19 protein-coding genes are annotated in these 17,005 nt (G+C 42.8%); 6 read left to right on the forward strand and 13 right to left on the reverse strand.

Annotated elements, in window-relative coordinates; all coding sequences use genetic code 11:
* Positions 1-27: 27 nt before the first annotated feature.
* Both FTV29_RS07280 and FTV29_RS07285 read left to right on the forward strand, forming a co-directional pair.
* Positions 28-633, forward strand: coding sequence for a LysE/ArgO family amino acid transporter (locus FTV29_RS07280; protein WP_159138204.1), 606 nt, complete (start codon positions 28-30; stop codon positions 631-633).
* Positions 634-1,086: 453 nt separating this feature from the next.
* Positions 1,087-1,650, forward strand: coding sequence for a YceI family protein (locus tag FTV29_RS07285; RefSeq protein ID WP_180075278.1), 564 nt, complete (start codon positions 1,087-1,089; stop codon positions 1,648-1,650).
* 166 nt (positions 1,651-1,816) lie between these two features.
* Here FTV29_RS07285 and FTV29_RS07290 read toward each other — a convergent pair whose 3' ends face one another.
* The 5 genes from FTV29_RS07290 to dapD form a co-directional block, all read right to left on the reverse strand.
* On the reverse strand, positions 1,817-2,275 hold the full coding sequence (locus FTV29_RS07290; protein ID WP_005170083.1) for a peroxiredoxin: 459 nt from the start codon (positions 2,273-2,275) through the stop codon (positions 1,817-1,819).
* Positions 2,276-2,355: 80 nt separating this feature from the next.
* Positions 2,356-2,769, reverse strand: coding sequence for a hypothetical protein (locus tag FTV29_RS07295; protein ID WP_005170085.1), 414 nt, complete (start codon positions 2,767-2,769; stop codon positions 2,356-2,358).
* Positions 2,770-2,785: 16 nt separating this feature from the next.
* The gene (gene queC / locus FTV29_RS07300; RefSeq protein WP_005170088.1) at positions 2,786-3,454 is read right to left on the reverse strand and encodes a 7-cyano-7-deazaguanine synthase QueC; all 669 of its coding nucleotides are present in this window, start codon (positions 3,452-3,454) and stop codon (positions 2,786-2,788) included.
* 35 nt (positions 3,455-3,489) lie between these two features.
* Positions 3,490-4,200, reverse strand: a complete 711-nt coding sequence (gene queE, locus FTV29_RS07305; protein WP_005170091.1) for a 7-carboxy-7-deazaguanine synthase QueE — start codon at positions 4,198-4,200, stop codon at positions 3,490-3,492.
* Positions 4,201-4,331: 131 nt separating this feature from the next.
* Complete coding sequence (gene dapD / locus FTV29_RS07310) at positions 4,332-5,153, reverse strand: 2,3,4,5-tetrahydropyridine-2,6-dicarboxylate N-succinyltransferase (RefSeq protein WP_005097576.1); 822 nt, start codon at positions 5,151-5,153, stop codon at positions 4,332-4,334.
* 318 nt (positions 5,154-5,471) lie between these two features.
* Here dapD and carO point away from each other — a divergent pair, with 318 nt between their 5' ends.
* Complete coding sequence (gene carO / locus FTV29_RS07315; protein WP_180075279.1) at positions 5,472-6,203, forward strand: ornithine uptake porin CarO; 732 nt, start codon at positions 5,472-5,474, stop codon at positions 6,201-6,203.
* A 63-nt stretch (positions 6,204-6,266) separates the two neighbouring features.
* Here carO and FTV29_RS07320 read toward each other — a convergent pair whose 3' ends face one another.
* The 8 genes from FTV29_RS07320 to FTV29_RS07355 form a co-directional block, all read right to left on the reverse strand.
* Complete coding sequence (locus FTV29_RS07320) at positions 6,267-7,469, reverse strand: OmpP1/FadL family transporter (protein ID WP_218946053.1); 1,203 nt, start codon at positions 7,467-7,469, stop codon at positions 6,267-6,269.
* 114 nt (positions 7,470-7,583) lie between these two features.
* A complete protein-coding gene (locus FTV29_RS07325; protein ID WP_074383339.1) occupies positions 7,584-8,507 on the reverse strand; it encodes a CysB family HTH-type transcriptional regulator in 924 nt (307 codons plus the stop codon).
* Positions 8,508-8,561: 54 nt separating this feature from the next.
* Positions 8,562-9,623, reverse strand: coding sequence for a sulfate/molybdate ABC transporter ATP-binding protein (locus tag FTV29_RS07330; protein WP_005097572.1), 1,062 nt, complete (start codon positions 9,621-9,623; stop codon positions 8,562-8,564).
* Positions 9,624-9,634: 11 nt separating this feature from the next.
* The gene (cysW, locus tag FTV29_RS07335; protein WP_100329042.1) at positions 9,635-10,528 is read right to left on the reverse strand and encodes a sulfate ABC transporter permease subunit CysW; all 894 of its coding nucleotides are present in this window, start codon (positions 10,526-10,528) and stop codon (positions 9,635-9,637) included.
* Positions 10,525-11,358 carry a sulfate ABC transporter permease subunit CysT gene (gene cysT / locus FTV29_RS07340; protein WP_180075280.1) on the reverse strand — a complete coding sequence of 278 codons (834 nt, stop codon included), beginning with the start codon at positions 11,356-11,358 and terminating at the stop codon, positions 10,525-10,527. Before cysT ends, cysW begins: the two co-directional genes overlap by 4 nt.
* An 87-nt stretch (positions 11,359-11,445) precedes the next feature.
* A complete protein-coding gene (locus tag FTV29_RS07345) occupies positions 11,446-12,051 on the reverse strand; it encodes an alpha/beta hydrolase (protein WP_100534828.1) in 606 nt (201 codons plus the stop codon).
* 29 nt (positions 12,052-12,080) lie between these two features.
* Entirely contained in the window at positions 12,081-13,094 is a 1,014-nt protein-coding gene (locus tag FTV29_RS07350) for a sulfate ABC transporter substrate-binding protein (protein ID WP_180075281.1), read from the reverse strand.
* A gap of 178 nt (positions 13,095-13,272) precedes the next feature.
* Positions 13,273-14,280: a sulfate ABC transporter substrate-binding protein gene (locus FTV29_RS07355; RefSeq protein WP_159138201.1), complete on the reverse strand. Its 1,008-nt coding sequence runs from the start codon at positions 14,278-14,280 to the stop codon at positions 13,273-13,275.
* A gap of 159 nt (positions 14,281-14,439) precedes the next feature.
* Here FTV29_RS07355 and pabC point away from each other — a divergent pair, with 159 nt between their 5' ends.
* Genes pabC through tmk form a run of 3 tightly spaced genes read left to right on the forward strand, consistent with a single transcriptional unit; the run spans position 14,440 to position 16,926 of the window.
* Positions 14,440-15,252: an aminodeoxychorismate lyase gene (gene pabC / locus FTV29_RS07360; protein WP_005097565.1), complete on the forward strand. Its 813-nt coding sequence runs from the start codon at positions 14,440-14,442 to the stop codon at positions 15,250-15,252.
* Between the two features lies 1 nt (position 15,253).
* A complete protein-coding gene (gene mltG, locus FTV29_RS07365; RefSeq protein WP_159138200.1) occupies positions 15,254-16,312 on the forward strand; it encodes an endolytic transglycosylase MltG in 1,059 nt (352 codons plus the stop codon).
* 2 nt (positions 16,313-16,314) lie between these two features.
* The gene (tmk, locus tag FTV29_RS07370; RefSeq protein WP_005170111.1) at positions 16,315-16,926 is read left to right on the forward strand and encodes a dTMP kinase; all 612 of its coding nucleotides are present in this window, start codon (positions 16,315-16,317) and stop codon (positions 16,924-16,926) included.
* Positions 16,927-17,005: the final 79 nt, after the last annotated feature.

The following is a 17,005-nucleotide window of genomic DNA, read 5'->3' on the forward strand; positions in this document are numbered from 1 at the left end:
TTCATGTATTCAAAAAAGGGGAATGTGATGTTCAGTTATATGGTCAGTGGCTTTGCTGTAGGTATGAGCCTGATTGTCAGTATCGGGGCGCAGAATGCCTTTGTACTAAAACAGGGTTTAAAACAGCAGCATATCTTCTTGGTCTGTTTGACGTGTGCCTTGTCTGATACTATTTTGATATTATTAGGTGTTTTTGGTTTTGCTCACATCATTGAACATTATCCAAATGCGGTTATGTTTTCTAAATATATTGGCGCAGGATTCCTGTTTTATTATGGTCTGCAACATGCAATCAGTGCATTTAAATCAACAGAAGTTTTGGCTCCAAGTGATCAAGTTACAGCACATTTTTTACAAGTGTTGATGATCTGTCTGGCATTTACTTGGTTAAACCCGCATGTTTATTTAGAAACCGTCATCCTGATTGGTTCAATTTCAACGCAATATAGCCTAGGAAAATGGTGGTTTGCGCTTGGTGCTGTGTGTGCATCCTGGTTTTTCTTTTTTAGCTTGGGCTATGGGGCAAAGATATTGACACCCTGGTTTCAGCATCGCCATGCCTGGAAGGTTCTGGATGCTCTCATTGCTTGTACCATGTGGATCGTCGCAGGGTCATTAATTCTAAGCATTTAATTCAACTGGTAATATAAAAATCCTCAATTGAGGATTTTTATATTTTGAACAAGAGAATGCGAGTAAGGTCTGTAATTGATATTTGTCTAAACATTCTGTTTAAACATTTTTCAAAGAGAATCACAATAGAAAATGGAGTTTGCAGTGCTCGCTGTGTAAGCAAATTTTACTTCAGATTTTGTTGGAATATATGATCATATTTAGGAGATGAATTTTAAAATCAAACTATTAACAGTCTCCATTCGATGAGTATACTTCGATTAAGCCATTTCTTAAAAATAAATACTAACGATTATTTTTTCCATTAGTCACTAAGGGTTTTACAAAAACTTCAGTTAACTGGTATAAAAATAACGAAAACAAAAATTCTAAAACTGAAAAGAAAATTTAATTTCAGCTTGAAGCGTGTATCTAAATCCGATCAATAAGAAATTAAACAAGGTGGATTTAAAATTGAAAACAACAGTAAAAACTGGACTGATTGGCCTGGCAATCTGTTTATTTTTCAGCAGTCAGACTTTTGCAAAATCATGGACGCTCACTCCTAAAAGTGATGTCGGCTTTGAGATCAAGTCAATGGGACTGACTGTGGTCAAAGCCAAGTTTAATCAGGTGCAATCCAGCATGCAGTTTGATGCCAAAGCACCGCAAAATGCTTCAACGCATCTGGTCATGGATGTCGAGAGTTTGAGTTTTAATAAACCGTTATTGAAACATATGATTTTGGGTGAAGACCTTTTTTATGTTGAAAAATACAAAACGGTAAGTTTTAAAAGTATCCAGTTTAAAGACCTGGGCAATGGTAAATACAATGTTTTAGGCAATTTGACTTTGCGTGGTGTGACCAAACCGGTGATTTTTGAAACAACCTTTAAGTCGAGTCTGTCTAATGACAACTTGCTCGAAGTCCAGGCATTTGCAGTGATTAACCGCAGTGATTTCGGCATGAGAAAGGGGATCGCAGGCGTAGGGGAGAAAGTGAATCTGCATCTCTCGGGTCATTGTGAAGTTAATTAAGGGTGTTTGAATACAGTCTTTTTTCAGATTAATAGACTGCTGCATGTCTATTGCTTAGCTTTAAAAATTGAAGCATAGAAGACATATAAAATGCTTGTATTACATCAAAGTAATCACAAAAAAAGCCCGATTTTTTCGAGCTTTTATCCTTGCAGGAAATAGTCAATTAAGCACTTTGCAGAGCTTTTAAATCTTCCAGGACTTGTTCGGCATGACCTGCGGCTTTGACTTTACGATATTCTTTGACCAGTTCGCCGTTATGGAAAATAAAAGTCGAACGCTCGATCCCCATGACTTGTTTGCCATACATGTTTTTTTCTTTAATCACATCAAAGTGATTACACAGGATTTCTTCTTTATCACTGATCAGATTAATACTCAGATTCTGCTTTTCAGTAAAGTTTTGATGGGCTTTGACCGAATCACGAGATACGCCAATAATGGTGGTATTTAAAGCATCAAACTGATCTTTTAAACAAGAAAATCCGACGGCTTGAGTGGTACAACCCGGAGTAGAATCTTTAGGATAAAAATAAATCACCAGCCATTCTGTATCCAGCTGGGTTAAATTGATTTCAGCTGTCGTTGCAGGGAAACTCTGGTCAAGCAAACTGATGGCAGTCATATTAACTCCTGTTTTATTTAAATTTTTCAAAAAAATAAGCCACATTATAGTGGCTTATTTCATCAAAGAATAATGAGATATTATTTCTTCGGCGCAGCTTGAGCTGATTTCATTGCTTCTTCAGTCAAAGTTTTCAGTTTGCCTGTTAACTGTGGACCAAAACATGCTTGCAGGTCTTTATTCTGCTTCTGTACAAAAGCTAAAGTTCCAGGACTTTTCTTCTGATTAATGGTGCTTTGGATTTCCCATTTTTGTGCATTGGTTAGTTTACCATCTGCTTCAACAGCGCAAGTACAATATTTACTGACTTCAGCAGCGGTCAGTTTTTTACCTTTGCCAGTTTCATCTTTACAAACATTGATCAATGCAGATTTTACATTGGTGCTTTTATAAGCTTGTTGTAATTTGTCATCAGCTGCCTGAGCCGTTGTTGCGAACATAGCAGCAGCTGAAACAATTGCTGAAAGCACGATGCTTGATTTTAAATTCTTCATAAACTCTACCTTGTTATTACGGTATATAACGTGTCGGGTCTTCAACACCTGCGTCCGCAAAACCCTGTTTACGTAAACGGCAACTGTCACATTTGCCACAGGCACGTCCTTGGTCATCTGCTTGATAGCATGACACCGTTTGACTGTAGTCTACGCCATGTTCAATACCTAAGCGAATAATATTTGCTTTGGATAAATGTAACAAAGGTGTTTCAAATTTGAGCGCCTGACCCTCTACGCCAACCTTGGTCGCAAGGCGTGCCATGTTGGCAAATGCGTCAATAAATTCCGGTCGGCAATCCGGATAGCCCGAGTAATCAACCGCATTAATTCCGATCACAATTGCTTCGGCTTTAAATACTTCCGCAGCGGCTAAAGCATAAGACAGGAAGATGGTATTACGTGCCGGAACATAGGTAATCGGGATACCGGCTTGTTCATGATCAGGCACCTCAATGCTATGATCGGTAAGGGCTGAGCCACCCAGATTGCCCAGATCAATATTAATCACACGATGTTCCACACCGGCAGCTTGAGTCAGTGCTTTGGCTGCATCCAGCTCTGTGGTTGAACGCTGACCATACTTAAAACTGATCGCGATACATTCGTAGCGTGCCTGTGCCCAAGCCAGACATGTAGTTGAGTCTAATCCGCCAGATAACAGAACAATGGCACGAGGGCGCATAAGCTGATTCTCCAAAAAAGTAACTTTACAAAAAATTAACGACCAGTTTCATCATTCCATAACAACTTGTGCAGCTGTAACTGGAAACGAACAGGGAGATGGTCTTCTAAAATCCACTGAGCCAAATCACGCGCCAGTTGCGGTAAACGAACCGCGCCTTTTTCAACCGCAAATGCAGGCGAGAACCAGACTGTACTGACTTTCTCTTGGAGCTGATACTGTTCAAGCTGCTGCTTTGACCATTCATAGTCTTCACGGTTGCAGATCACAAACTTGATTTGATCATGTGGCGTTAAATGATCCAGATTGGATAACAAATTTCGTGCAACTTCACCTGAAGTTGGGGTTTTTAAATCTAGAACTTTGGAAACGCGCGGATCTACTTTAGCAACATCTAAAGCGCCACTGGTCTCTAAAGAAACCTCACAACCTAAATCGGCAAGGCGCTGCATTAAAGGCAAGGCATTCGGTTGAGCCAGTGGTTCACCACCGGTCACACAGACAAAGGGTGTTTTAAAATCGAGCGTGGTCTGAATAATTTCATCCAGAGATTGACGCTCACCACCTTCAAAGGAATAGGTGGTATCACAGTAGCTACAACGTAACGGGCAGCCGGTTAAGCGGATAAAAACCGTTGGCAAGCCCGCAGCATTGGCTTCACCTTGTAATGAATAGAAGATCTCCGTAATGCGTAAACCCGCAGACGGATCAGAAACTGGAATTGCGGAAGAACGAAGCGTATTCATAACAAAACTAACCACTGAGAAATAAATAACCGGGTATAAAAATAAAAATCCCTACGATCATGACTGATCGTAGAGACGGGGAGCGCTTGAAGCTCCGAGGAACACCAATGTGCCCTCTAAGTTAAGACATATTAGTCTTCGCGTAATAGATCGTTCAGGCTGGTTTTAGAACGAGTTTGCGCATCTACTTTTTTCACGATAATTGCAGCATAAAGGCTGTAAGTACCACATTTAGAAGGCAGACTACCTGCAACAACGACTGAACCTGCTGGTACGCGACCATAGTGAATTTCACCAGTGGCACGATCATAAATCTTGGTCGATTGACCAATGAATACGCCCATTGAAATTACAGAACCTTCTTCAACGATCACGCCTTCAACGATTTCAGAACGTGCACCGATAAAGCAGTTGTCTTCGATAATGGTTGGGTTGGCTTGAAGTGGTTCAAGTACACCACCAATACCAACACCACCAGACAAGTGAACATTTTTACCAATCTGTGCACATGAACCCACAGTTGCCCATGTGTCCACCATCGTACCTTCATCTACATAGGCACCGATGTTGACATAAGAAGGCATCAAGATCACGCCTTTGGCCTGGAACGAACCTTTACGCGCCACCGCAGGAGGAACTACACGTACGCCAGCCGCTTTGAATTGTTCTTCAGTCCAGTCTGAGAATTTAGTATCTACTTTGTCATAGAAACGAAGATCACAAGCTTGCATTGGTTTGTTGTCGTTTAATTTAAATGATAACAATACCGCTTTCTTAATCCATTGATGAACAATCCATTCACCATCGATTTTTTCAGCAACACGTAAAGTACCATTGTCTAGACCAGCAATTACGTCCTCAACTGCTTGACGGATTTCAGCAGGGCAATCTGCAGCTGTGAAATTCGCACGATCTTCAAACGCTTTTTCAATGATTGTTGAAAGCTGCGACATGATCTTCCTTCCAGAAAAAATTTTCTAGATTTTACACTATATTGCATTAAAAATAGTTGAGCAGACTGAAAATAGATGAAAAATAGCCAAAAGTGTGGGAAGTTTGAAATAATGAACGTGATAAGTGTTATTTTTCATTATTTTAAAATGTAGTAGAAGTGTTAGAAAAAGCCAGGTTATCAACAAGAAAAACTAATTTGTATCAAAAAATAACAAAAGATCAGCAAAACATGAATAAAAAATATTTTTTAAGTCCTTTATATTGAACCCATCACGAATAACTAATGATCAAAATAAGTTCTTTTGAGGAGAGAAATAATGAAGTCTTTACATAAAATTTTAGCAGTTTCCATTTTGGCTGCAGCAGCTGGCTCTGCTATGGCTGCTGATGAAACAATCGTAACAGATGAAGGTGTGGCATCTTTTTCTTTCTTTAAACCCGCAGCTGTTCGTGCTGAAGTCGGTACTACCGGTTACGGTGGTGCACTTTCATGGAATGTGAACCCATATGTCGGCGTGACTTTAGGTTATAATGGTGGTGACATTTCCTGGTCTGATGACTTGTCAATTAATGGCTCGAAATATGATCTAGATATGGACAATAACCTGACCTATTTAAATGCTGAGATTCGTCCTTGGGCGAACTGGTTCTATGTAGCTGCTGGTGTGGGATATGTTGACAATGATTATGAAATCGATCGCCGTGTTCGTGATGGTGAAACCTTCTCTGTAAATGGTGTTGAATTCCGTGCTAATGGAGAGGCGCGTATTAATGGTGACTTATCATATAAAAACAATCTTGCACCGTATGTAGGGATTGGTTTCTCTCCAGCGATTACTAACCGTTGGGGCGTGTTTGGTGAAATTGGTGCCTACTATAATGGTAATCCAACAGTTAATTTGACTCCAAGTGGCTCAGCTACTGCTAATACTGAAGGAGTTACTGCTGACTTTGCACAGCAAGTTGGACTTGAAGAAGACAATATTCGTAATGATAATGAATACGAATGGTTGCCAGTTGCGAAACTGGGTGTAAGCTTCCGCTTCTAATAGTCAGTCTATTTATAAAAAACGAGCTTCGGCTCGTTTTTTTTATGCGTTGTAATGAAAGTTTTAAAAGTGATAACCCAGTTTTAAGCCCATGATCCAAGCACTATTATCAGAAACAGCGGATAAGCCTGCAATCTGAGGCATAAGTGACTCAGATGTTGAGACCTCAGGTTTTTGAAATTTTAAATAATAGAATCCTGTGGCAATATCCCAAGTATCTTGAATCTTGTAAAGATGACCTAGTCCAATACCCCAATATCCATCACTCGGATTTAATGTCGAAGCCGGATTTCCTGTACCGGAATCCCATAAAAGTTCGATAGAATTTATGCCAAAGGAGGGCCATTGATGTGCCAGACCAATTTTGGCAGACCATTGATCCTCCCGATAATCAATCATCCTGAATGATTTTAATTCTGGAAATTCTAAGGCCGCATAGTCAATCACTGCACCGAATTTAGGCGGCTGAATGACAAAATTTTGCCAGTTTAACCAACGCAGTGTGCCATAGAGCGCATTTTGATCAGTTAAAGCTGTCTGAAAATCCAGATTTACTGACTGAGGAGTTTGAATTTCTGTATAAGGTGCTGGAGTCGTACCTACAACAATCGATTCAGTGGTTTTATTGTGATGAGTGATTGCAGAACGATAGGTCAGTGCGGTTCTAAAAAAATATTCTGGAATCTGATAACTAATTCCTGCAAGCCAGCCCCAAGCGGGATCTCGTTCAAATGTGGCCCGATAACCATTGAATACATAAAATGTCTGTCCAGCTAAATATAAATTTCCTTCCAAGCTCTGATAATTTAAGCCAGTATAAAAATTCCAGTGATTATCTGGTTGAAAGCCAATTAATGAGGTCAAATTATGGCTCTCAAACCGAATGGTAGCCGCCTCAATCGGAAGTGCTGCACCTGCAAAAACAGGATCATAATGATAAGCGATATCTAGAGAATAAGGCTGATCGTAAATCAGTCCCCACGACACTTGAGGATGCAACTGGAATTTTAATGCGACATTTGAAATAAATTGGCTATGGGCAAGATTTCCTGTAGAAAAATCGGTGATGCCTAACTGTTGCAGCTCTTCGGTATGTTGTACCTGACCGCTGATATCAGGGCGAACCCAGGCCAGTGAAACTTCAGCATAATGATTTTTTTCAAAAAACGATTGGATGCTTTGATTGGACTGTTCAAAAGCAGCGCTATAACCTGACCCAGAAAAAGCGCAGCCCATACAGAAAAGAGCAAATTTGCTGTCGATCATATTGGTATAATTCAATTTATTATTAATGTGATTATGCTTGATATTTATACAGATTATCCACTTGAAAATAATAAAGAGGCTCGCTGGCCTCTTTGATTGAAAACTTATATATTTTTATTCGTCTGGATAGGCGACTTTTTTAAGCGCTTTAATATCGGCATCCGGCGAGCACAGGGAAATAAACTCATAGCCATAACCACGTAGTAAATGTCCTTTACGTACCGCAATCCAGGTGGTATTCATGCCAAAAATATCCGTTTTAATCTGCTTTAAACGGTAATCACGCTCCGGGTCATAAGCGACATCGTTGACAATGCCGACGCCCATATTCATTTCCACATAGGTTTTGATGACATCGGCATCGAGTGCGGACATCACGATATCGACATCAAAGCCGGCTTCTTCAAAGGCAGTATCAATCTTGGAGCGACCGGTAAAACCACCATGATAGGTAATAATCGGGTAATGGGCCAGATCTTCGATCCGGATCTGATCTTTAATTGCAAGTGGATGATTTTGCGGCGTAATAATACTATGTTGCCAGTTATAATAAGGTACGCTGGCCAGATTGTCTTCAGTCGTCAGTGCTTCGGTTGCAATACCGATATCGGCTTGACCTTGCAGCAGCATTTCCGTGATTTCTACCGGGCTGGCCTGTTGCAGAATCAAATGCACTTTAGGAAATTCTTTTTTAAATTGGCTGACAATCGGCGGTAGCACATAGCGCGCCTGGGTATGCGTGGTGGCAATGGTCAATGTGCCTTCATCAACTTTATTAAAATCATCAGCCAGTCGCTTAATATTATCGGCATCGACCAGCATGCGTTCTACAATTCCTAAAAGAGCCTGTCCCGGCTCGGTTAAACCCAGTAGACGCTTACCCTTACGGATAAACAGCTGCACGCCAAGCTCATCTTCCAGATCTTTAATATGCTTACTTACTCCAGACTGCGAAGTATAAAGTGCAGCTGAGGCTTCAGTTAAATTAAAGTTCTGTCTAACCGTTTCTCGTATAATTCTTAATTGTTGGAAATTCATAATTCTCTTTACCTTAGAAGAGGATGGGGCATTTCGAAGCCCCATCTTTTGGTCTTAAGCGACCTGATTTTCAAATAAATGCAAGTTCACCGCACTTAACCACACGGTTTGATTGGGGCGGAATTGGTGTGCTCTTGCTTCATCAGGTGTCAGTAAGATTTCAATCAAGTTACCCTGACGGTCATTCAGTTCTGCAACGACTTTACCCGCAATCCATAATTCACGAATGAAGGTGGCCTGAATGGCATTGTCTTGTGGCTGTGCATGAATGCGCAGCTCATCAGGACGTGCGAATAAAATCACTTCACCTTGAGCAGCATTTTTTGCGCCATCAAAGTGAATGCGATCTTGACCGAGTTGAATAATGCCGCCGTTGTTCTGGCCTTCAAAACGATTGGCTTGACCCAAGAAATCAAACACAAATGGGGTTGCCGGCGTTTCATAGACCTCACGTGGCGAACCGATCTGTTCGACATTACCTTTGTTCATCACCACAATCTGATCGGCCACTTCCAGTGCTTCTTCCTGATCGTGGGTCACAAAGATCGAGGTGATGTGCAACTCATCATGCAAGGTACGTAACCAGCGACGTAATTCCTTACGGACTTTGGCATCCAGTGCACCGAAAGGTTCATCTAGCAACAGCACACGCGGTTCAACGGCTAAGGCACGTGCCAATGCAATACGCTGACGCTGGCCACCTGAAAGCTGAGCAGGGTAACGGTCAGCCAGAAAACCCAGCTGAACCAAATCAAGTAAACGCGTAACACGTTTTTTAATTTCCGCTTCAGATGGACGGGTTTTACGTGGGCGAACACGCAGACCAAAAGCAATATTGTCAAATACCGTCATATGACGAAACAGGGCATAATGTTGAAACACGAAGCCGACTTCACGTTCACGTACATGAACATTGGTCGCATCCTGACCTTCCAGAATGACCTGACCGCCATCTGCAGATTCTAGACCTGCAATAATCCGTAGCAGCGTGGTTTTGCCGCAACCTGATGGGCCGAGCAGGGCCACCAGTTGACCATCTGGAAAATCCAGCGAGATATTTTTAAGTGCATGGAATGCACCAAAGTGTTTTTCAATATTTTGTACTTGAATACTCATGTTGGCATTCCTTAAGAAACTGTAGAATCTTGATTACGCTTGTCCTGTTTTTCCTGGCGCAGTTCCACCCATGTTTTTAAAATCAGGGTGACAATTGCGAGGAGAGCCAGAAGCGAAGACACGGCAAACGCAGCACTAAAGGTATATTCGTTATAAAGAATTTCGACGTGTAGCGGTAAAGTATTGGTTTCACCGCGGATATGACCGGATACAACCGATACTGCACCAAACTCACCCATGGCCCGTGCATTACACAGAATCACGCCGTAAATCAGACCCCATTTGATATTTGGCAGGGTCACTTTCCAGAAAGTTTGCCAGCCAGATGCACCGAGCACAATCGCAGCTTCTTCTTCTTCCGTGCCTTGTGCTTCCATTAATGGAATTAACTCACGAGCCACGAAAGGTACAGTAATAAAGATGGTCGCCAGGACAATGGCAGGCACTGCATAAAGGATCTTGATGTCATTGTCCATTAGCCAGGACCCCATCCAGCCTTGCGTACCGAAAATCAGTACCAGCATTAAACCGGCAATCACGGGAGAGACCGAAAATGGCATATCAATCAAGGTGGTCAGGAAGGATTTACCCCGAAAGTTAAACTTCGCCACTGACCATGCTGCAGCTACACCAAATACCACGTTCAGCGGTACGGCGATTGCAGCAGTCAAAAGTGTAAGTTTGACCGCAGATAAAGTATCCGGATGCACCAATGCCTGTGTATAGACACCAATTCCCTGTTTAAAGGCTTCCACAAAAACCAGAATCAAAGGCAGGATCAGGCAGCTCAAGAAAAAAATCAGTGCAATAGTGATCAGGATATAACGTACCCAGGTTGGCTCACGGGTTGCATCACGGGATTGCAGTTTTTCAGCCAGTGCATTGCTGTTGGTATTCAAACTCATCGTGCAGTTCTCCCGGTACGGCGGCTGGCCCAAGCTTGCAGTAAGTTAATCAGGAACAGCAGGACAAATGAAATCAGCAACATCACCACCGCAATTGTGGTTGCACCGGCATAATCATATTCTTCTAAACGGGAAATAATCATCAGTGGGGCAATTTCTGTTTCAAAAGGCTGATTCCCGGCAATGAAGATCACCGAACCATATTCACCAACACCGCGAGCGAAAGCTAACGCAAAGCCAGTGATAAGCGCAGGAAGTAAAATCGGGAAAATTACCTTGGTCACAATTTGCAAGCGATTTGCCCCGAGTGCAGATGCAGCTTCTTCCAGTTCAGTTTCCAGATCACTGAGTACCGGCTGTACGGTACGAACCACAAAAGGCAGGCCAATAAAGATGAGAGCCAGCTTAATACCAATCGGGGTATAAGCAACCTGAATACCAATCGGTTCAAGATACTGACCAATCCAGCCAGTCGGCGCATATAAAGAGGTCAAGGCAATACCGGCCACCGCTGTTGGCAGCGCAAAAGGCAAATCGACCAAGGCATCGACAATACGTTTGCCCGGGAAGCTATAACGTACCAGACACCAGGCCAATAACAGGCCAAACACCACATTCACCAGCGCAGCAATAATGGCTGCACTGAAACTGAGTTGTAGGGATTTTTGAATACGTTCAGAGCTCAGGATTTCCCACAAGCCTTCCCAGCCAATGCCCAGTGATTTAATAAAAACAGCAGACAGCGGGATTAAAACGATTAATGATAAATACGCTAGGGTAAAGCCTAGAGAAAGACCAAATCCTGGCAGCACTCGGGATCGCTGCGACATGATGACTCCTCAAAAGAGAGAAAGCTGGTTAAAACTAACCAGCGAAAATTAAAAAAAGAAATTGGACACAAGCATAATTTGCAACGACTAAAATGCAAATTTGAAATAATACTTGCTGTCATCAGTATTGCTGATATGTTGCATAGTCTTTTCTGAAATCAAATACTGGGCAAGTTCAGGAAAAGGGCCAAATCCTGAGGCGACATTGACATGCCCCACCTGTCCGAGATTAATCGGCTTGAGTTTCCACGCTTTGGCCAGAAACTGGGCGTCTGCATAGCTTAACCAGGGATCATTTTCACTGATTAATAACGTGGCCGGAACCTGAATCTGCACTTGCTGAAAATAATGGCTGTAATCGGTCTGGCTGTTAGGTGCAAAACCATTTTCCCCAAAACGTGCCGGATTGGCCGGTGCGACCAGAATCAGCTTTTTAACTTTAGCAGTCAATTCTGGATGTTGTGCCAGTGCCGCGACCGAGGTTAAACAGCCAAAGCTATGCGCTACAACCTGTACATCATCTTGAATATCTTGCAGGGCTTTGACAAATTCAGTGATCCATTCCTGCAAAACGGGATGATTCCAATCTTTTTGTTGCACACGAGAGCATCGACTGAGCTGATGTTGTAAGCATGTTTGCCAGTGATTGTATTCGCTACCACCTACACCTGGAACAATAAGCGTATGTATCATGTCGATGCTCCTGTCAGATCAGCTGCGAATTACTTCGCGCTGTTTGCCTTCACAATCTGGTCGAAAATACCGCCATTCTCAAAATGCGCTTTTTGCACTTTTGCCCAGCCGCCAAATTCCTGATCAATCGTCACCAGTTTGAGTGGTTTGAACACATGATTATATTTCTTTAAAGCTACTTCACTGCGTGGACGATAATAATGTTTGCCTGCCAGGTCTTGACCCAATGGCGAGTACAGGAAGTTTAAATAACCTTGAGCCAGATGCTTATTGCCTTTTTTCGCTGCATTTTTTTCTACAATCGCCACTGGCGGTTCAGCCAGAATAGACAGACTTGGCGTGATAATTTCAAACTTACCTGGTTGCTCACGAATCGCTAAGTACGCTTCATTTTCCCAGGCCAACAAGACATCACCGATCCCGCGCTCGGCAAAGGTGGTGGTTGCACCACGCGCACCTGAATCCAGGACTTTGGTGTTTTTATAAATTTGGCGAACAAATTCTTGTGCAGTTGTGTCATTGCCACCGGGCTGATGTTTGGCCCATGCCCATGCCGCCAGATAGTTCCAGCGCGCGCCACCTGATGTTTTCGGATTCGGGGTAATAATGCCGACACCCGGTTTCACCAGATCGCCCCAGTCTTTAATCCCTTTGGGGTTGCCTTTACGCACCAAAAATACGATTGTTGAGGTATACGGTGTCGAGTTTTGTGGCAGTTTCTTTTGCCAGTCTGCTGGCAATAATTTGGCTTTTTCTGCAAGCACATCAATATCGGCTGCGAGGGCCAAAGTCACCACATCTGCATTCAAGCCATCAATAACAGAGCGGGCCTGTTTACCAGAACCACCATGGGATTGCTTGAAGTTAATTTTTTGACCCGTACGGCTTTCCCAATATTTGCCAAAACTCTTGTTGACATCTTCATACAATTCACGTGTCGGATCGTAGGAAACATTCAAAAAATCACGTGCTGAAGCACCCAATGAGGTTGCCGAAATCACAGCAGCCAGAACCCCAAGTTTTATTGTTTTTGAAATACTCATTAGAAACCTCAATTTCTTACACGTTTTGTAACATAGCTGCAGAATAAACCTATTCTTTATGCGTAAAAAATAAATAAAAACGAATTTTATATGAAAAAAAAAGATAAGACAGAGCTGAAGTTATTGAAATGAGAATGGCCTTATCAATAAAGGCCATTGTTTCTGCTGGACTGCCTCATTATTTCGTATGATTTGCCTTTACAATTTGATCAAAGATCCCGCCATTATCGAAATGTGCTTTTTGTACCTTGGTCCAGCCACCAAATTCTTTGTCGATGGTGACTAACTTTAAAGGTTTAAATACGCTGCTATATTTCTTTAATACTTCGCTATTACGTGGACGATAGAAATTCTTCGCAGCCACAGTTTGCCCCGCAGGAGAATACAGATAATTCAAATAAGCTTTGGCCAGGTTTTCATTGCCATCTTTCTTGGCGTTTTTCTCTACAATTGCCACCGGTGGCTCGGCCAAAATTGACAGACTTGGCGTGATGATTTCAAATTTACCCGGCTGTTCACGAGTAGCGAGATGGGCTTCATTTTCCCAAGCTAGTAATACATCACCGATCCCGCGCTCAGCAAAAGTGGTGGTGGCTCCACGTGCGCCTGAGTCCAGAACTTTGGTCTGTTTATAGATTTGACGCACAAAATCTTGTGCTTTGCTGTCATTGCCACCAGGTTGATGTTTGGCCCATGCCCATGCCGCCAGATAGTTCCAGCGTGCACCGCCAGAAGTTTTCGGGTTTGGCGTAATGATCTCTACTCCAGGCTTCACCAGATCGCCCCAATCTTTAATCCCTTTTGGATTGCCTTTTTTGACCAGAAAGACGATGGTGGAAGTATAGGGGGTTGAGTTTTGCGGGAATTTTTTCTGCCAGTCTTTAGGCAGCAGACCTCTCGCTGCAATTTCATCAATGTCGGCCGCCAGCGCCAGGGTCACGACGTCTGCATCCAGACCATCAATCACAGCACGGGCCTGTTTACCTGAACCGCCATGCGACTGTTTATAGTTCACGTCTTGCCCCGTGGTTTTTTTCCAGTATGCGCTGAATTCCTTATTAAAATTGTCATATAATTCGCGAGTTGGGTCATAAGACACGTTCAGGAAATCTTTTGCAGACACACTGAAAGCAGTGGCTGAAACCAGTGCAGCCAATACCCCAATTTTTAATTTACCAATATTCATTTTTGCCTCAATTTTTTTAGCTTTTGTTGGATAAGGCAAGAATAGCTGGAGATATTTTGCATAAAAAATAATTAAAAATGCATTTGATGTGAGTAAAAGAGATAAATCGATGGAGCTTATCTCTCAGTACTCAATTGTTGATTTGAGAGGCAATAAAATATGCTCTGTTTGAAAAATGCGAAACATGTCAGTGAGATAGAAGTACTCGATCGGGCCTTTCATTATGGTGATGGCTGTTTTAGCACGGCCCGGATTCGACAGGACCGGGTGGAATTATATGATCGTCATCTGGCACGTTTGCAGCTCAGTAATCAAAAATTAAGTTTGCATGCTGATTTAGCTCTGATTGCAGAAAGTTTAGAACTTTTACGTGAATCAGAAAGTCAGCTGAATGGAACATTAAAGATCGTGCTGAGTCGTGGAGTCGGCGAGCGGGGCTATAGTTTGCCAGAGCATCCGGCGGATCTGTGGGTATTTTATTATCCTCAAGCCCTACATGATTTAAAGTATGAACAGATCCAAAGTGGGGTATTACAGCAGGCACTGGGATTGACCATGCCGGGTCTGGTCGGACTAAAAACCTTGAATCGCCTGGAGCAGGTTTTGCTCAAGCAGGAGGCGGATCAGCGCGGTTGGTCTGAGGCACTGGTGACAGATGTACAGGGCGGGGTTGTCGAAGGGGTGAGCAGTAATTGTTTCATTTGTATAAACAATACATGGATTACGCCGGAACTTCGTTATAATGGCGTCTTTGGGGTGATGCGTGCAGAAATTCTACAACGGATGCAAGATCAGGGAATTGCCTGTCAGCAACGTTACATCGATATGGAGGAAATAGCCCATATTCAGAGTCTGTTTTTTTGTAATGCGCTAAACCCGATGAAAATTGTCACTCAATTTGAGCAGCGATCTCTGGATGGCGATGCTTGTATTGAACTTTTTAACCGTCTTCGATTAAATCAGATGTCTTAATATGTCAGCTTCCAAGTCTAAAGCCAAAAAGAACAATACAGCCAAATTTTCGTCACTTTTCAAAGGAATTGCCTTCGTCCTGATTGGACTTGCCTTGATTTTGGCACTGGTCTTAAAAAGCAGTTTGTGGAAAGACTATCCTGTAGACGGACAAAAACAGCTGCTGGCGATTGGGTCAGGGGAAACCTATTCTGGTTTTATTGACCGTCTGGCCAAAGAAAAGCAGGTCAGTTTCCCGATTATTCTCAAGCTTTATCAGCGCATCCTGATTCATGACACCATGAAAGCTGGCGTATATGAAGTGCGCCAGGGCATGAGCATTCGTCAGGTTCTGGATATGATCTCCAATGCTGAAAATGCCCAGATGAACCGGATTTTGGTGATTGAAGGAACCACATTCAAACAGCTGATTGATGCTTTGAAGAAAGATGATCTGGTGACCAAAGAAGTGTCACATTTGCCAACGGCACAACTCCTTAAAGAGCTCAATATTCCATTTTCACATCCTGAAGGTCTGTTTGCACCGGATACATACTTCTTTGCTAAAGGTGAAACTGACCGTAAAATTTTAACCAATCTGTATCAGCGCCAGATGAAGGCACTGGATCAGGCCTGGGAAAAACGCGTGACTGATCTGCCCTATCAGAATAAATATGAAGCGCTGATCATGGCGTCGATCATTGAAAAAGAAACCAGTGTGGATAGTGAGCTAGAACAGGTTTCTGGAGTGTTCGTGCGCCGTTTAAAAATTGGCATGCGTTTACAGACCGATCCTACCGTGATTTATGGAATGGGCGATGCCTATAATGGCAATATTACCCGCAAGGATTTACGTACGCCGACGCCGTATAACACCTATACCATGTCTGGTTTGCCGCCAACGCCAATTGCACTGCCAAGTAAGAAAGCCATTGAAGCAGCCATGCATCCGGATAATTCTGACAACCTTTATTTTGTCGCCACGGGCAATGGCGGACATACGTTTACGACCAATCTGAATGATCACAATAAAGCAGTGCAGGAGTATCTGACCATTTTACGCTCGAAGAATAAGGAATGAGTATGTTTATTAGCTTTGAAGGCACAGAAGGTGTAGGTAAAACCACACTCATTCGTTCGATCTATGACGATTTTATGGCGCAAGGTAAAGATGTGGTGCTTACGCGCGAGCCGGGTGGTACGCCGATGGCCGAGCAGATCCGTGCACTACTTCTGGCTGTGAATCATGAAGAAACGATGGCGCATGATACCGAATTACTATTGATGTATGCGGCGCGTGCCCAGCATTTGGCACAAGTCATTCTGCCAGCCTTAGCAGCCGGAAAAATTGTACTCTGTGACCGTTTTACTGATGCCAGCTTTGCCTATCAATGTGCAGGTCGTGGACTCAGGGAAACAAAGCTGCAGTTATTAAATGATCACTTTGTGGCACGTATGCCAGACATCACCTTCTGGTTAGAAGCACCGATTGAACTGGGAATGAACCGGGCACGTGCGCGTGGCGCACTGGATCGCTTTGAACAAGAGAAAGTCACTTTCTTTGAGAAAGTAAGAGTCGGCTATGAAACGTTGTGGCAGCGTTATCCGGAACGGATCAAACGTCTGGATGCAACCCGCACACCGGAGCAGGTATTCGAGCAGGCTTTAAGTTATTTGAAATCTGGTTTAAATTGAAATCCTGTTTATTTTAATTTTCACTAGGTGAATGTGTGAAAAATCTTCTATATTGAAGGCAATATAGAAGATTTTTTTA

Origin of the sequence: Acinetobacter sp. YH12254, from assembly GCF_013417415.1 — a bacterium.
Taxonomy (GTDB): Bacteria; Pseudomonadota; Gammaproteobacteria; order Pseudomonadales; family Moraxellaceae; genus Acinetobacter; species Acinetobacter pseudolwoffii.

What these genes read in the sequence shown, in the direction of transcription:
- FTV29_RS07295 (WP_005170085.1), bottom strand. Translation starts at nt 2,769, where the DNA reads ATGAAGAATTTAAAATCAAGCATCGTGCTTTCAGCAATTGTTTCAGCT.
- dapD (WP_005097576.1), bottom strand. Translation starts at nt 5,153, where the DNA reads ATGTCGCAGCTTTCAACAATCATTGAAAAAGCGTTTGAAGATCGTGCG.
- FTV29_RS07320 (WP_218946053.1), bottom strand. Translation starts at nt 7,469, where the DNA reads ATGATCGACAGCAAATTTGCTCTTTTCTGTATGGGCTGCGCTTTTTCT.
- FTV29_RS07350 (WP_180075281.1), bottom strand. Translation starts at nt 13,094, where the DNA reads ATGAGTATTTCAAAAACAATAAAACTTGGGGTTCTGGCTGCTGTGATT.
- queC (WP_005170088.1), bottom strand. Translation starts at nt 3,454, where the DNA reads ATGCGCCCTCGTGCCATTGTTCTGTTATCTGGCGGATTAGACTCAACT.
- pabC (WP_005097565.1), top strand. Translation starts at nt 14,440, where the DNA reads ATGCTCTGTTTGAAAAATGCGAAACATGTCAGTGAGATAGAAGTACTC.
- FTV29_RS07325 (WP_074383339.1), bottom strand. Translation starts at nt 8,507, where the DNA reads ATGAATTTCCAACAATTAAGAATTATACGAGAAACGGTTAGACAGAAC.
- FTV29_RS07290 (WP_005170083.1), bottom strand. Translation starts at nt 2,275, where the DNA reads ATGACTGCCATCAGTTTGCTTGACCAGAGTTTCCCTGCAACGACAGCT.
- tmk (WP_005170111.1), top strand. Translation starts at nt 16,315, where the DNA reads ATGTTTATTAGCTTTGAAGGCACAGAAGGTGTAGGTAAAACCACACTC.
- carO (WP_180075279.1), top strand. Translation starts at nt 5,472, where the DNA reads ATGAAGTCTTTACATAAAATTTTAGCAGTTTCCATTTTGGCTGCAGCA.
- mltG (WP_159138200.1), top strand. Translation starts at nt 15,254, where the DNA reads ATGTCAGCTTCCAAGTCTAAAGCCAAAAAGAACAATACAGCCAAATTT.
- FTV29_RS07345 (WP_100534828.1), bottom strand. Translation starts at nt 12,051, where the DNA reads ATGATACATACGCTTATTGTTCCAGGTGTAGGTGGTAGCGAATACAAT.
- FTV29_RS07330 (WP_005097572.1), bottom strand. Translation starts at nt 9,623, where the DNA reads ATGAGTATTCAAGTACAAAATATTGAAAAACACTTTGGTGCATTCCAT.
- cysT (WP_180075280.1), bottom strand. Translation starts at nt 11,358, where the DNA reads ATGTCGCAGCGATCCCGAGTGCTGCCAGGATTTGGTCTTTCTCTAGGC.
- cysW (WP_100329042.1), bottom strand. Translation starts at nt 10,528, where the DNA reads ATGAGTTTGAATACCAACAGCAATGCACTGGCTGAAAAACTGCAATCC.
- FTV29_RS07355 (WP_159138201.1), bottom strand. Translation starts at nt 14,280, where the DNA reads ATGAATATTGGTAAATTAAAAATTGGGGTATTGGCTGCACTGGTTTCA.
- FTV29_RS07280 (WP_159138204.1), top strand. Translation starts at nt 28, where the DNA reads ATGTTCAGTTATATGGTCAGTGGCTTTGCTGTAGGTATGAGCCTGATT.
- queE (WP_005170091.1), bottom strand. Translation starts at nt 4,200, where the DNA reads ATGAATACGCTTCGTTCTTCCGCAATTCCAGTTTCTGATCCGTCTGCG.